This window comes from Bradyrhizobium sp. USDA 4486 (assembly GCF_054057995.1).
On the sequence record NZ_JBSRZV010000001.1, the window covers coordinates 3,487,566 to 3,501,243 of the forward strand.

The following is a 13,678-nucleotide window of genomic DNA, read 5'->3' on the forward strand; positions in this document are numbered from 1 at the left end:
CAACAATTTCAGAGGCAGGGGGTGACGTCAAGACAAACATGAATTATGAGTCAGAATTCAGAATGGGAGGAAACGTGGCCACCAATCGGCCCGAAACCGCAGCATGATCAACCTTTCGAGCTTCATCGCCTTTCATGCCCGGCGAACGCCGGACCGGCCCGCGCTGAAATATCGCGGCGAGGTGATCTCCTACGCGGCGCTCGATGCGCGCATCGGGCAAGCCGCAGGCTGGCTCGCCTCGCAAGGCATCGGAGCCGGCGACGTCGTCGCCGTGCTGATGAAGAACAGCGCGGCGTTCCTGGAGCTGGTGTTTGCGACCAGCCATCTCGGCGCGGTGTTCCTGCCGATCAATTTTCGCCTCTCCCGCGACGAGATCGGCTATATCGCCGGCAATGCCGGCGCGCGGCTATTGATCATCGATGAAGAATTGGTTGCGAACGCAGCGGGCGCAAAGACCGTCGTTCTGAGCGAGGCCGCGCAACAAAGCGTCACGCATCTCGCGCGCGACGCGGCACCTGTATCCATGAACGTCCGCGCGCCATCCGACCTGATGCGGCTGATGTACACCTCGGGCACGACCGATCGCCCCAAAGGCGTGATGCTTTCTTACGATAATTTCTACTGGAAGTCGGCCGACCAGACGATCGCGCTCGGCCTCAGCGCCGACGTGCGTCTGCTCGTCGTCGGCCCGCTCTATCACGTCGGCGCGCTCGACCTGCCCGGCATCGCCGTGCTCTGGCACGGCGGCTTCATCCGCATCGAGCGAAACTTCGAGCCCGAAACGGCGCTCGCCGCGATCGCCGAGGACAAGCTCAACGCCGCCTGGTTCGCGCCTGTCATGACCACCGCAATGCTCACCTGCCCGACCCGCGATCGCCACGACGTGTCGAGCCTGCGATGGGCGATCGGCGGCGGCGAGAAGACGCCGGAGCTGCGCATCCGCGCCTTCTCGGAATTCTTCCGCAATGCGCGCTACATCGACGCCTATGGCCTCACCGAGACCATGGGCGGCGACACCTTTATGGAAGCGGGCCGCGAGATCGAGAAGATCGGCTCGACAGGCCGCGCCATCGCCCATGTCGAGATCGAGATCCGCGACGAGGACGGCAAGGCGCTGCCGCCGAACTTCAATGGCGAGATTTGCCTGCGCGGCCCCAAGATCACGCGTGGCTATTGGAAGGATCCGGAGAAGACCGCCTCCGCCTTTTTCGGCGACTGGTTCCGCAGCGGCGATGTCGGCTATCTCGACGATCAGGGCTTTCTCTACCTGACCGACCGCAAGAAGGACATGATCATCTCCGGCGGCGAAAATGTCTCCTCCTCCGAGGTCGAGCGCGTCATCTACGACTTGCCCGAGGTGCGCGAGGTCGCCGTGATCGGCCTGCGCGATCCGCGCTGGGGCGAGCGTCCCGTCGCCATCGTCGTGCTGACGGAAGGCGCGAGTCTTGGGCTTCCTGCCCTCACCGAACACTGCCGCGCGCGACTGGCGAGCTTCAAGGTGCCGAAACAGCTGATCATCCGTGACAGCTTGCCGCGCAATCCGAGCGGAAAGATCCTCAAGCGCGTGCTGCGCGCCGAGCTGGAGACGTCTGAATGACGCAAGCGAACGCCAAGGTGACCAAGCTGAACCGCGTCGAGCGCAATGCCTGGACCAAGCAGAAGATATTTGACGCTGCGACCAAGGTCGTCGGCAAATATGGCTACGCCGAAGCCTCGGTCGCCCGCATCACGGAAGAGGCCGGCGTCGCGCAGGGCACCTTCTACAACCATTTCGAGAACCGGCAGGAGCTGCTCGACCAGCTCTTGCCGAAGATCGGACTCGACATGGTCGAGTTCATCCGCGCCCGGACCGGCACGGCGGACGCGGCGCGGCAGGAAATTTCGCGCTTCTCCGCCTTCTTCGACTTCATCCGCGAGGTGCCGGAATTCTTGCGCATCCTCAACGAGGCCGAATTCTTCGCGCCCACAGGCTATCAGAAGCACCTCGACAACATCTCGACGGCCTATGTGCGCATCTTGCGTCGCGCACGCGCAGCAGGCGCGATTCACGACTACAGCGACGAGGAATTCGAAGCCATCGTCCACATGCTGATGGGCTCGCGCGGCTATCTCAGCCGCCGCTACTCCTATTCGGAAGGCGGCGTCACCACCGTGCCCGACCACGTTATCTCCGCCTATCGCAAGCTGATGACGCGTGGCCTCTTCACTGCCTCCGGTGACACGCCATGAACATCGCATCTTCCCACAAGCCGCTCGACCTCGCCTCGGCCATCGCCGAAGCCGACATCCGCTGCCTGCTGATGGTGCTGGTGCACATGACCGGCGACAAGAAATGGCTGGAGCCGCCGTATCTGCCCAAGCGCGACATCCGCCTCATCCCCGATCCCGAGGCCGGCGTGCCCCGCAATATCCAGGACGAGATCCGCGCCGCCGTGGTCGAGCTGTTTGCCGGCGGGACGCCAAAACCCGTCATCACCGATCCCGGCGAAGAGCTGCTGCTCAGGATGATGCGCGCCTGCCTTGGCGAGAATGTTGCGCCGGAATATGCGCCCCTGATGCGCGAGGAGATGGGTTTTGTGCCGCGCGAGGCACGCTGGACCAAGAGACCCGCGGACGAGAAGCTTGCGGGGCAGCACGTCCTGATCGTCGGCGCCGGCGTCTGCGCCATCGCGCTCGGCGTAGCGCTCGGCCATCTCGGCATCCCCTACACCATCGTCGAGAAGAACGCCGAGCTCGGCGGCACCTGGTGGATCAACCGCTATCCCGGCTGCGGCGTGGATACGCCGAACCATTCCTATTCCTACTCGTTCGGCTCGGGCAATGCCTGGACGCGCTATTTCTGCCAGCGCGAGGAGCTGCTCGGCTATCTGCTCAAGGTCGCGGACGAATTCGGCATCCGCAAGCATCTGCGGGTCAACACGGAGCTGACCTCCTCGCGCTGGGACGAAGGCAAGAAGCGCTGGGTCTCTACGCTGAAGACGAGAGACGGCGAAGAGACCTTCGAATCCACCGCGCTGGTTTCGGCCATCGGCCAGCTCAACGATCCCTCGCGCGCGCATTTCAAGGGCGAAGAGACCTTCAAGGGCACGATCCTGCATTCGGCGCTGTGGTCCGGCGACATCAATGTCGACGGCAAGCATGTCGCCGTGATCGGCACCGGCGCGACCTCGATGCAGCTGGTGCCGTCGATCGCGGGCCGCGTCGCCTCGGTCACGGTCTATCAACGCAGCGCTCAATGGGCGCGTCCGGTGAAGGGTTATTCCGATCCGATCAGCAAAGGCGCGCGCTGGCTGCTCGCGCATCTGCCGTTCTATGTGCAGTGGTACCGCTTCAACATGTTCTGGCGCTATGGCGACGGCCTGTTGCCATTCCTGCGCAAGGACCCGGCCTGGCCGCATCCCGAGCGCGCCGTCAACAAGGGCAATGACCGGCACCGCCAGGAGCTGACTGACTTCATCCTGTCGGAACTGCAGGGACGGCCGGACCTGATCGAGAAATGCGTGCCGACCTATCCGCCCTATGGCAAGCGCATCCTGCTCGACAACAACTGGTTCAAGACCCTGAGGCGGGACAATGTCGAGCTCGTCACCGACACGATCGACCATTTCGACGAAACCGGCATCATCACCGCCGACGGCAAGCATCGCCACGCTGACGTCATCGTCGTCGCTACCGGCTTCAAGGTCACGGAGATGGCGGCGCGCCTCAACATCATAGGCCGCGGTGGCAAGAATCTGCGCGAGGCCTGGGCCAACGACAATCCGACCGCATTCCTCGGCCTCACGGTGCCTGATTTTCCCAACTTCTTCTGCATGCTCGGCCCGAACTCAGGTCCTGCGCACGGCGGCAGCGTCATCTTCCAGTCGGAATGCCAGAGCCGCTACATCTCCGCCTGTCTCGCCGAGATGATCGAGCACGATATAGCCGCGATCGACGTTCGCCCAGACGTGCTCGACGACTATGTTCGTAAAGTCGATGCCGAGCACGAGGCCATGATCTGGACCCATCCGGGCATGAGTACCTACTATCGCAACGCGAGCGGTCGCGTGTTCTCGGCGATGCCGTGGCGGTTCGTCGATTACTGGCGCATGACGCATGATCCGGATCTGGAGCAGTACCGGCGGACGAAGGGGTAAGTCGCTACTCAGGCGGCGAGCCCACTCCCGACAGGCGCAAAGTCCAGCCCAAGGCTCTCCGCCACGGCCTTGTTGGTGATCCGGCCACGATGCACGTTCAGACCGTTGCGCAGATGCGGGTTCTCCAGCACCGCGGCAAAGCCCTTGCTCGCGAGCATCAGGCCGAACGGCAGCGTCGCGTTGTTCAGCGCCTGGCTCGACGTCACCGGCACCGCACCCGGCATATTGGCAACGCAATAGTGCACGACGCCGTCGACCTCGTAGGTCGGATCGGTATGCGTCGTCGGGTGCGAGGTCTCGAAGCAGCCGCCCTGGTCGATCGCGACGTCGACCAGCACGGCGCCCGGCTTCATGGATTTCAGCATTGCGCGCGTGACGAGTTTTGGCGCGCTGGCCCCCGGCACCAGCACCGCGCCGATCACGACGTCCGCGGCGAACACTTCATCCTCGACCGACTCGATCGTCGAGAAACGGGTGCGGACCCGTCCGACAAAGAGATCATCGAGCTCGCGCAGACGTGGAATCGAACGGTCGATCACGGTGACTTCCGCGCCGAGGCCGGCGGCCATGCGCGCCGCCTGCGTTCCCACGACGCCGCCGCCGAGCACGACGACGCGCGCCGGCTGTACGCCGGGCACACCGCCGAGCAGCAATCCGCGGCCGCCCGCCGACCGCTTGAGCGCGGCGCCAGCGGCCTCGATCGCGAGGCGGCCGGCGACTTCGCTCATCGGCGCCAGCAGGGGGAGGTGACCGGCCGCGTCGGTGACGGTTTCATAGGCGATCGCACTACAGCCGGACGCAAGCAAACCCTTGGCCTGTTCGGGATCCGGCGCAAGATGCAGGAAAGTAAACAGAATCTGGCCTTCGCGGAGCTGGACCCACTCGCTTACCTGCGGCTCTTTCACCTTCACGATCATGTCGGACGTGGCGAAGATGTCGCGCGCGCTCGCGGCAATGGCAGCCCCTGCCCGCTCGTACACCTCGTCCGACGCGCCGATGCCGCTGCCGGCACCGGTCTCGACCGCGACCTGATGTCCGGCCGCGACATATTCACGGACCGCACCCGGAGTGAGCCCGACGCGATATTCCTGTACCTTGATCTCCTTGGGCACACCGACGCGCATCTTGAGCTCCCTCGCCATCGCATTGATTCCGTTGTTGATCGTAGCGACGGGGGCGGTTTGGTTTCGTGCAATTATCCGCTAGTTTGGCTGCTTGCGCGCCGGTTTCCGGCGCGGAAGCGCCCTTTCACGCCGGAAACAAAACCTTGGCCCTCGACCGGAAAGATCTCGCTATCCTCGCGGAACTCACCACCAATGCGCGGGCGAGCCACGCCGAGCTCGCCAACAAGATCGGGCTCTCCAGCACGGCGCTGGCGCGTCGTCAGAAAGCCCTTGAGGACGACGGATACATCCAGGCCTACCAGGCCGCGCTCGATCTTAACCAGTTCGGCCTCACCACCACCGTGCTGGTCCGCATCGCGCTCGAGAGCCAAAGCGACGAGGCGCTGAAGGCGTTCGAGGCCGAGGTGGTGAAATGCCCTTCGGTTGTGCGCTGCTTCCTGATGTCGGGGACCGACGACTACATCCTGATTGTGCTCGCCCGCGACATCCAGGATTTCGAGCGCATCCATCGCACCGAGCTGTCGCGCCTGCCGCGCGTGGCGCGGGTGCAATCGAGCTTCGCGCTCCGCGAAATCGTCAACCGCGCCGTGCCGACGGTGGTGTTCGGCGAAGCCAAGCGCTAGCTGAATCGCCGCCCGCGGCGCGGATCGTGCTGTCAAGCGCACCGCTTCACAGTCGTTTTCATTGCTCAATCAAAGATAATTGAGGCGCCGTCTCAACCCAATGGTTGAGGCGCAGCGGGCGGGTTCATCAGACCCAGATGATGGCGCGCGAGGCGTAGAGGCTTCGCGGGTCCGTTTCATGCAACCATCTGATATTGGGGTCTTCGATGTTCGAATCCAGCCGCCGTCTCTTCATTCAATCTGTTGCCTTCGGTGCCGGCATCCTCGGCGCTGCCAAATCCGCGATCGCGGCTCCCGATGGACATGCCGCGGGCTACGATGTCGCTCCGGCGACGGACTTCCTGAAGACGATCCCGCGCAAGTCCGGCGATCCCGTCGTGTTCACGGCCTCACTCGACAAGGGTCCGATCAAGGCCACCTCCGGAGGCTGGGCGCGCGAGGTCACGACCCGCACCCTCCCGCTCGCGACCGGCATTGCCGGCGCGCATCTGTTCGTCAATGCCGGCGGCGCCCGGGAAATGCATTGGCACAATTCCGCCGAGTGGGCCTAGTCGTCGACGGCCATTGCCAGGTGACGGTGGTCGATCCCGAAGGCCAGCTCGAGATCGTCAATCTCGCGCCCGGCGATCTCTGGTTCTTCCCGAAAGGCCACAGCCACGCCATCCAGACGCTGGGGTCTGCCCCCTGTCACGCCATCCTCGCCTTCGATGATGGGCTCTATTCCGAGCATGGTACGTTCGGGATCAGCGACTGGATGAGCCGCTACGACGCCCCGACGCTGTCGCAGGCATTGGGTGTCTCCACCGATATCTTTGGCGCCAATCCGAAGGCCGAAACCTACATCATGCAGGGCGAGGTGCTGGCGCTCGATGGTCCGCAGGCGAAAGTCGCCCGCGCGCTCGACCGCGACCGCACCCACCGTTTCCCGCTGACGTCGCAGAAGCCGCGGGTGAGCACGGCCGGCGGCCAGCTCTACGTCGCCTCGGCCAAGGAGTTTCCGGTGTCGAGCACCATGACAGGGACGGTGCTGAAGCTCAAACCCGGCGCGATGCACGAGCCGCATTGGCACACCGATGCCAATGAATGGCACTACGTGCTGAAGGGGCGCACGCGCGTGACGCTGTTCGCATTCGACAAGCGTGTTGCGATCGCAGAACTCTCGTCCGGCGAATGCGCCTACGTCCCCGCCAATTGCGGACACTCGATCCAGAACATCGGCAACGAGGACGCCGAGGTCGTCGGCGTGCTCGACAGCGGCACCTATCACGAAAGCAGCCTCGGCGACTGGCTGGCCAAGGCGCCGCGCCACCTGCTGGCCAACAATTTCGGTGTTCCTGAGGCAGCCGTGGCGAATTTCGGACGAAAGCGCATGATCATCGCCGCCGCGAACTGACCGGGTTCGTCGCGCGCAAGCCGCCGTCATATAACTGTCATCGAATGTGCAGAGACCTGTCCGTCTCGCACATTCGGGACACGCCATGGACTATTTCAAACGCTTCAACTTCCTGTTCGCCGCACCTGCATTCGACGCCGACGACCTCGAGGGCCTCCGCTTCAACCAGATCATCGAGGAGATCCAGCGCTCCGGCTTCGAGGTGGTCCGGGCACGCAAGCTGGAAGACGCCGAGATCGCGGTACAGACCGATGCCGCGATCGGCTGCATGGTGGTGGACTGGGGCAAGAAGGGCCTGGAAGGCAGGACGTCGGCCCTGATCAACCTGATGCGGCGCCGCGGCCTCGACTTCCCGATCATTCTCTTGATCCGGCGCAAGCGCTTCGAGGACCTGCCGGTCGAGGTGCTCGACTTCATCGACGGCTACGTCTTCCTGTCCGAGGAGACGCCGACCTTCATCGCCAGGAACCTGATCAGCCGGCTCAAGCAATATGCCGAGACCCTGAAGACACCGTTCTTCGGTGCCCTCGTCGACTATGCCGAGGAAGGCAACCAGCTCTGGACCTGCCCGGGGCACAACGGCGGCGTGTTCTACAACCGCAGCCCGATCGGCCGGGTCTTCGTCGAGCATCTCGGCGAATCCGTGTTCCGTGACGACCTCGACAATTCGGTCCTCGATCTCGGGGACCTCCTCACCCATGAGGGACCGGCGCTGAAAGCGCAGAAGGAAGCCGCGCAGATCTTCGGCGCGGAAAAAACCTATTTCGTTCTCAACGGCACCTCAACCTCGAACAAGGTCGCGCTCGGCGCCCTCGTTACCGACGGCGACCTCGTGCTGTTCGATCGCAACAACCACAAGGCCGCCCATCACGGCGCGCTGATGATCAATGGGGGCATCCCGGTCTATGTCCCCAGCGTCCGCAACGCCTGGGGCCTAATCGGCCCGATGCGGTGGGACATGCTCGATGAGAAGGCCTTGCGCGAGGCGATCCGCAACCATCCGTTGGTGACCGACAGCGACGCGTGGCGCAAGGAGCGGCCGTTCCGCGTCGCCGTGGTCGAGCAGTGTACCTATGATGGCTCGATCCACAGCGCCGAGATGATCCTGAAGCGCATCGGCCATCTCTGCGAATACATCCTGTTCGACGAGGCCTGGGCCGGCTTCATGAAATTCCATCCGCTCTATGCCGGCCGCTTTGCCATGGGGCTGTCGAACCTCCCTCCTGAGGCGCCCGGCATCATCGCGACGCAGTCGACCCACAAGCAGCTCGCGAGCTTCTCGCAGGCCTCGCAGATCCACATCAAGGACCGCCACATCCGCGGCCAGAAGCGTCGTGTCGAGCACCGCCGCTTCAACGAAAGCTTCATGCAGCACGCCTCGACCTCGCCCTTCTACCCGCTGTTCGCCTCGCTCGACGTCGGCGCGCAGATGATGAAGGGTCGATCCGGCGAGGTGCTGTGGGACGACACGATCCGCCTCGGCATCGAGCTGCGCAAGAAAGTCCGCGCGATGCGCCGGGAGTTCGAGGAGAACGAGCAGAATCCGGATCGGCGCTGGTTCTTCGAACCCTTCGTGCCGGATCGCGTCGCCATTCCCGACGTCGGCCGGCCCGGCACCGCGCATAACGTCGCCTGGGAGTCGCTCTCCACCGACGAGCTCGCCACCAATCCCGCGCTCTGGCAGCTCTCGCCCGATACAAACTGGCACGGCTTCCCCAATCTTACTGAAGGCTTCGCCATTACCGACCCGAACAAGCTGACGCTCCTCACCCCCGGCTTCGACCGCGCGACCGGTGCCTATGCCGACCACGGCATCCCCGCGCCCGTCCTCGCACAATATCTGCGCGAGAACCGCATCGTCCCCGAGAAGAACGACCTCAACTCCCTGCTCTTCCTGCTCACCCCCGGCGTCGAGGCGAGCAAGGCCGGCACGCTGATCTCCGGCCTCGTCGCCTTCAAGAAGCTGCATGACGACAATGCGCTGCTGGCCGAGGTCATCCCGGAGTTCTACCAGCGGCGCCAGGCGCGCTATGCCGGCGTGCGGCTGCGCGACCTCTGCGCCGACATGCACCGCTTCTTCCGCGCCGCCGACGTCAGCGCGCTCCAGGCCCGCCAGTTCATGCCCGAGCATATGCCTGAGATCGCGATGTCGCCCCGTGATGCTGCGCGCTATTTGTTCAAGAACGATGTGGATTATCTGCCGATCGAGGCGATCGCGGGCCGCATCGCCACCACGCCCTTCGTGGTCTACCCGCCCGGCATCGCCACCATCGTGCCCGGCGAGCGGCTGACGGAACGGGCCAAGCCTATGGTGGATTATCTCAAGATGTTCGAGACCTGCTTCAACACTTTCCCGGGATTCGACGTGGAAATCCAGGGCGTCTACAAGGAGATCGATGCGCGGGGCCGCATCGGTCTCTATACTTACGTCGTTGCCGAGTAGGTGCCGATGAACGAGACAGCTGTGCGCGCGAGTGACGAGCCTGTCCTGGTCAGGCCGTCACGCGAGAGCGATGTCGAGGCGATGCTGGCGATCTATCGCCATCACGTCCGCAACGGCGTACCGCGCGACGTCGAGGGAACCGGTGCGCCCGAGCCTGACGATTTGCGCGATCGCCGCAAGAACCTGAAGCAGACCCGCCTGCCGCACCTTGTCGCGACCTTTCGCGGCGAGGTGGTTGGCTATGCCTATGCGGTGCTGTTCCGCAAGCGGCCGGCCTATCGCTACACCGCCAAGCACTCGATCTACGTCCACCACGAGCATCTCGGCCGCGGGGTCGGGCGGCTCTTGCTCGGGGAATTGATCAACGCCTGCGCTGCGGCTGGCTTCCGCCAGATGATCGGCTATATCGATGCCGACAATGCGCCCTCGCTGGCACTGCACGAGAAGTTTGGCTTCGCGCGCGCCGGCCTGCTCTGCGGCGTCGCCTATCGCCACGGCCGCTGGTCCGACACCGTCATGGTGCAGCGCTCGCTCGGCGCGGGCGCAACCTCGCCGCCAGCGGTCACGGCACCTGGACGCTAAACCTCAGGACGGATAGTCAGCCGGTCTGACCTGGATGCGGTCGGCATGCAACGACCAGTGAAGCAACGCCTGGTCCTTGCAGAATTTTGCTTTCGCCCGCTCCTTGGCTTCGTTCTCATCGCAGGCATCGACCTCGAGGGTGCCCTGGCAAACCTCGATCTGCCGGCCGTGGCCGAGCACGTCCTTCATGAACCTGACGACATAAGTGGACATCGGACCTCCTGCCTGCCCCGGCGGCACTCTAATCCCATTTAGGCCGGATTGGGGAAGGAGATTTTGACGCGGATCAAGGCCGGCGACGGTTCCCGTCGCCAAAGGGCCTCGAAACGATCCGTCAGCGATCACGTCTTGATATCGAGGAGTGTGTCTTCGGTCTCGGCGTAGGCTTGAATGACCTTCGCATTGGCAATGAAGCTGTACTTTGCGGTCGCCAGCTGAGCGAACTCGTTGGCCAGATCGACGTTCGGCGCGGCGACCAGGCCCGCCTGATTTGCGAAGGGAGCGCTCGGGTCGGATTGCGCGGTATAGCTCGGCGAAACCGCCGATACGGTCGCGATCGTCCCGCCGGGCGCCGAGCCGCTCGATTGGGCGACCTGATCGACGCGCAGCGGCACATAAGCGGCGGGATACGTCGGAGCAATGCCCGAGCTGGCCGATGTGCTCGATCCGCCTGATACGGGGAGCGGCCCGGTCGTGTTGACGTTGGCGATATTGCTGGCGGCCACGTTCACGCGAAGGCTGGCCGCCGAAAGTCCGGATGTCGCAATCGAGAGTATGCTCATGCATCCTGATCTACAGCACAAGTCATGCGCGTTCATTCACGGCATCGGTAAAATCCGCCGCTTTTTGTTTTCAGCCTCGTAAACCAACGATCGGAGCGCAATCCCATGAGCGCGCCGCCTACCCCGGCGTCACGCCAAAAGCCTGCTTGAAGCGCTCGGCATAGCGCGGCCAGACCTCGGGATTGATGATGCGCGGCGGGCGCTTGCCGTCGAGCGTCTCCAGCACCTGCTCGGCGGCGATGCGGCCCATGTTCTGACGCGCCTCGACGGTGACGCCGGCGGTGTGCGGGCTCGCCAGCACGTTGTCGAGCTGGAGCAGCGGATGCTCCGGCGGCGGCGGCTCCTTGGACCAGACGTCGAGACCGGCGCCGGCAATGCGCTTGTCGCGCAAGGCCTGGAGCAGCGCGTCCTCATCGTGGATGAAGCCGCGCGCCGTGGTGATGAAATAAGCGTGCGGCTGCATCAGCGCGAATTCGCGCGTGCTGATCATGTTGCGGCTGCGCTTGTCCAGCGGGCAGGAGATCGAGACGAAATCGGCGCGGCGCAGCAGTTCGTCGAGCTCGACCTTTTCCCCGCCGCGCTCGGCCATCACTTCGGCCGTCAGATACGGATCGTAGGCCAGCACCTTCATGCCGAACAGGCCGTTGCACAGCGCGGCGATGCGGCGGCCGACATTGCCGAGGCCGATGATGCCGACGGTCTTGTGCTCGATCTCGTTCCCGACGAGTTCATTGCGGTTGACGTTGGACTCCCTGCGGAGCCTGCGGTCGGACTGGATGATGCGCTTGGACAGGGTCAGCATCATCGCCAGCGCGTGCTCGGCCACGGAATGGGCGTTACCGCCGGACTGGTTGACGACCAGCACGCCCGCATCGGTGCAGGCCTCGACGTCGACAGGGTCGAACCCCGCGCCGTTGCTGGAGACCAGCAGCAGGTTCGGCGTGCGCTTCAGAAACGCGGCGTCGACATGGAAATGCGGCGCGAGCTCGTCGCGGGCGGCGCCGATCTGGTAGACATGGGCCGCGCTCAGGATCGGGGCGTAAAAGTCCTCGGGGCTCTCGTTCTCGATGCGATCGAGCCGGACGTCGGGGCGCGCCTTCAGAATGTCGATATAGATCGGATTGGCCAGATATTTGACGTAGAAGACGCGCTTGCTGTTGACGGACATCAGGACCCTTCCGGCTCTCTCATGGAGACCCGCAAGGCCCGCGCAATGCTTACCCGGTCCATGCGTCCCTCCCGTTTCTCATGGCTGCCGCTTATGCCATGGCGGTGCCGGCCACGGCAGGCCGTCTGGCGCAGATCACGGTGCCGGGCCGGGCATGTTGACAATCCCGCTGCCTGGGTCAAGTTCGGCAGACCGCCGCGACGGCCAGAACCAACAAGCATGCGCGGCTCCGGGGAGAACGCAATGGCGACTGCAGAACAGCAGGCCCAGGCAGCACAGGCGCCCAGCGACAAGAGCTGGCACGGCATCGTCCTGCAGACCCTGAAGCGGAACGAGATCAGTCTCATCCCTTACGTGCCCGATCGCGTGCTGACGCCGCTGATCAAGAATTTGCATGCCGATCCCTTCTTCACCACCTTCGCCACCGCTCGCGAGGAAGAGGCCGTCGGCATCGTCTCCGGCGCCTGGATGGGCGGACGGCGTGGCGCGGTGCTGATGCAGACCTCGGGCTTTGCCACGCTCGCCAACGTGCTTGCTTCGCTCGCGGTGCCCTACCAGATCCCGCTGATCATGTTCGTGTCCGAGCGCGGCACGCTCGGCGAGTTCAACTACGGCCAGTCGCTGGTCTGCCGCACCATGCGCCCGGTGCTGGACTCGCTCGCCCTCGAGCACCACACCATCACAAGGCTGGACGAGCTCGAGTTCATCGCCGACCGCTCGATCAAGCAGGCCGTGACCACGCAGGCGCCGGTCGCGCTGATCCTCAACCCGCTGCTCACGGGCGGCAAGGTTTTCGACAAGTGAGCGCCGCCATGGCCACGCGCAACACCAAGATCATGAACCGCTTCGACGTCACCTCGCGTCTGATCGCAAAGCTCGAGCACGAGGAAGCTGTGATCGGCGGCATCGGCAACACCAATTTCGATCTCTGGGCTGCCGGCCATCGCCCGCAGAATTTTTACATGCTGGGCAGCATGGGTCTCGCCTTCCCGATCGCGCTTGGCGTCGCGCTGGCGCAGCCCGACCGCCGCGTCTTCGCGCTCGAAGGCGACGGCTCGCTGCTGATGCAGCTCGGCGCGCTCTCGACCATTGCGGCGTTGAAACCCAAGAACCTGATCATGATCGTGATGGACAACGGCATCTACCAGATCACTGGCGCGCAGCCGACGCCGGCTGCGAGTGTGGCCGACATCGTCGGCATCGCCACCGCTTCGGGGCTCGCCAACAGCGTCTGGGCCGCGGACGAGGAGGATTTCGAGCGCCTGATCGACGAGGCGATGTCGCGCTCGGAGCCCAGCCTGATCGCGGTGCGCATCGACGACAAGCCGGGCGTCGGCACCACCCGGCGCGACCCCGTACAGATACGGGAACGTTTCATGCACGGCCTCGGCGTACGCGAGCCGCTTTAACGTTCCGTCATTAACTAC

General features: G+C 64.2%; 14 protein-coding genes. 10 read left to right on the forward strand and 4 right to left on the reverse strand.

Going from position 1 to position 13,678, the window contains the following annotated elements; all coding sequences use genetic code 11:
* Positions 1-103: 103 nt before the first annotated feature.
* The 3 genes from ACVWY3_RS17195 to ACVWY3_RS17205 are packed head-to-tail and all read left to right on the forward strand — an operon-like array spanning position 104 to position 4,136.
* Entirely contained in the window at positions 104-1,597 is a 1,494-nt protein-coding gene (locus ACVWY3_RS17195) for an AMP-binding protein (RefSeq protein WP_456839518.1), read from the forward strand.
* Positions 1,594-2,229, forward strand: coding sequence for a TetR/AcrR family transcriptional regulator (locus ACVWY3_RS17200; protein WP_456839519.1), 636 nt, complete (start codon positions 1,594-1,596; stop codon positions 2,227-2,229). The genes ACVWY3_RS17195 and ACVWY3_RS17200 overlap by 4 nt, the downstream gene beginning before the upstream one ends.
* Entirely contained in the window at positions 2,226-4,136 is a 1,911-nt protein-coding gene (locus ACVWY3_RS17205) for a flavin-containing monooxygenase (RefSeq protein ID WP_456839520.1), read from the forward strand. Before ACVWY3_RS17200 ends, ACVWY3_RS17205 begins: the two co-directional genes overlap by 4 nt.
* 8 nt (positions 4,137-4,144) lie before the next feature.
* Here ACVWY3_RS17205 and ald read toward each other — a convergent pair whose 3' ends face one another.
* Positions 4,145-5,260 carry an alanine dehydrogenase gene (gene ald, locus ACVWY3_RS17210; RefSeq protein ID WP_456843388.1) on the reverse strand — a complete coding sequence of 372 codons (1,116 nt, stop codon included), beginning with the start codon at positions 5,258-5,260 and terminating at the stop codon, positions 4,145-4,147.
* Positions 5,261-5,403: 143 nt separating this feature from the next.
* Here ald and ACVWY3_RS17215 point away from each other — a divergent pair, with 143 nt between their 5' ends.
* The 5 genes from ACVWY3_RS17215 to ACVWY3_RS17235 all read left to right on the forward strand — a co-directional run bounded on the left by ACVWY3_RS17215 (position 5,404) and on the right by ACVWY3_RS17235 (position 10,301).
* Positions 5,404-5,883 carry an Lrp/AsnC family transcriptional regulator gene (locus tag ACVWY3_RS17215; RefSeq protein WP_456839521.1) on the forward strand — a complete coding sequence of 160 codons (480 nt, stop codon included), beginning with the start codon at positions 5,404-5,406 and terminating at the stop codon, positions 5,881-5,883.
* 206 nt (positions 5,884-6,089) lie between these two features.
* Positions 6,090-6,434 carry a hypothetical protein gene (locus ACVWY3_RS17220; RefSeq protein ID WP_456839522.1) on the forward strand — a complete coding sequence of 115 codons (345 nt, stop codon included), beginning with the start codon at positions 6,090-6,092 and terminating at the stop codon, positions 6,432-6,434.
* Positions 6,425-7,276 (forward strand): cupin domain-containing protein, encoded by an 852-nt coding sequence (locus ACVWY3_RS17225; protein WP_456839523.1) that lies wholly within the window; start codon positions 6,425-6,427, stop codon positions 7,274-7,276. The genes ACVWY3_RS17220 and ACVWY3_RS17225 overlap by 10 nt, the downstream gene beginning before the upstream one ends.
* Before the next feature lie 85 nt (positions 7,277-7,361).
* Entirely contained in the window at positions 7,362-9,719 is a 2,358-nt protein-coding gene (locus ACVWY3_RS17230; RefSeq protein WP_456839524.1) for an Orn/Lys/Arg family decarboxylase, read from the forward strand.
* 6 nt (positions 9,720-9,725) lie between these two features.
* On the forward strand, positions 9,726-10,301 hold the full coding sequence (locus tag ACVWY3_RS17235; RefSeq protein ID WP_456839525.1) for an N-acetyltransferase family protein: 576 nt from the start codon (positions 9,726-9,728) through the stop codon (positions 10,299-10,301).
* A gap of 3 nt (positions 10,302-10,304) precedes the next feature.
* Here the strand turns inward: ACVWY3_RS17235 and ACVWY3_RS17240 are convergent, their stop codons facing one another.
* The 3 genes from ACVWY3_RS17240 to ACVWY3_RS17250 form a co-directional block, all read right to left on the reverse strand.
* Complete coding sequence (locus ACVWY3_RS17240; protein ID WP_456839526.1) at positions 10,305-10,514, reverse strand: hypothetical protein; 210 nt, start codon at positions 10,512-10,514, stop codon at positions 10,305-10,307.
* Between the two features lie 128 nt (positions 10,515-10,642).
* Complete coding sequence (locus ACVWY3_RS17245; RefSeq protein WP_456843389.1) at positions 10,643-11,083, reverse strand: flagellar basal body rod protein FlgC; 441 nt, start codon at positions 11,081-11,083, stop codon at positions 10,643-10,645.
* 118 nt (positions 11,084-11,201) lie between these two features.
* Positions 11,202-12,251, reverse strand: a complete 1,050-nt coding sequence (locus tag ACVWY3_RS17250) for a hydroxyacid dehydrogenase (protein ID WP_456839527.1) — start codon at positions 12,249-12,251, stop codon at positions 11,202-11,204.
* A 243-nt stretch (positions 12,252-12,494) separates the two neighbouring features.
* Here ACVWY3_RS17250 and ACVWY3_RS17255 point away from each other — a divergent pair, with 243 nt between their 5' ends.
* Both ACVWY3_RS17255 and ACVWY3_RS17260 read left to right on the forward strand, forming a co-directional pair.
* The gene (locus ACVWY3_RS17255) at positions 12,495-13,055 is read left to right on the forward strand and encodes a thiamine pyrophosphate-binding protein (RefSeq protein ID WP_456839528.1); all 561 of its coding nucleotides are present in this window, start codon (positions 12,495-12,497) and stop codon (positions 13,053-13,055) included.
* 8 nt (positions 13,056-13,063) lie between these two features.
* Positions 13,064-13,660, forward strand: a complete 597-nt coding sequence (locus tag ACVWY3_RS17260) for a thiamine pyrophosphate-dependent enzyme (protein ID WP_456839529.1) — start codon at positions 13,064-13,066, stop codon at positions 13,658-13,660.
* Positions 13,661-13,678: the final 18 nt, after the last annotated feature.

Coding starts and splice junctions, on each gene's coding strand:
- ACVWY3_RS17195 (WP_456839518.1), top strand. CDS start 104: ATGATCAACCTTTCGAGCTTCATCGCCTTTCATGCCCGGCGAACGCCG.
- ACVWY3_RS17200 (WP_456839519.1), top strand. CDS start 1,594: ATGACGCAAGCGAACGCCAAGGTGACCAAGCTGAACCGCGTCGAGCGC.
- ACVWY3_RS17205 (WP_456839520.1), top strand. CDS start 2,226: ATGAACATCGCATCTTCCCACAAGCCGCTCGACCTCGCCTCGGCCATC.
- ald (WP_456843388.1), bottom strand. CDS start 5,260: ATGCGCGTCGGTGTGCCCAAGGAGATCAAGGTACAGGAATATCGCGTC.
- ACVWY3_RS17220 (WP_456839522.1), top strand. CDS start 6,090: ATGTTCGAATCCAGCCGCCGTCTCTTCATTCAATCTGTTGCCTTCGGT.
- ACVWY3_RS17230 (WP_456839524.1), top strand. CDS start 7,362: ATGGACTATTTCAAACGCTTCAACTTCCTGTTCGCCGCACCTGCATTC.
- ACVWY3_RS17235 (WP_456839525.1), top strand. CDS start 9,726: ATGAACGAGACAGCTGTGCGCGCGAGTGACGAGCCTGTCCTGGTCAGG.
- ACVWY3_RS17240 (WP_456839526.1), bottom strand. CDS start 10,514: ATGTCCACTTATGTCGTCAGGTTCATGAAGGACGTGCTCGGCCACGGC.
- ACVWY3_RS17245 (WP_456843389.1), bottom strand. CDS start 11,083: ATGAGCATACTCTCGATTGCGACATCCGGACTTTCGGCGGCCAGCCTT.
- ACVWY3_RS17250 (WP_456839527.1), bottom strand. CDS start 12,251: ATGTCCGTCAACAGCAAGCGCGTCTTCTACGTCAAATATCTGGCCAAT.
- ACVWY3_RS17255 (WP_456839528.1), top strand. CDS start 12,495: ATGGCGACTGCAGAACAGCAGGCCCAGGCAGCACAGGCGCCCAGCGAC.
- ACVWY3_RS17260 (WP_456839529.1), top strand. CDS start 13,064: ATGGCCACGCGCAACACCAAGATCATGAACCGCTTCGACGTCACCTCG.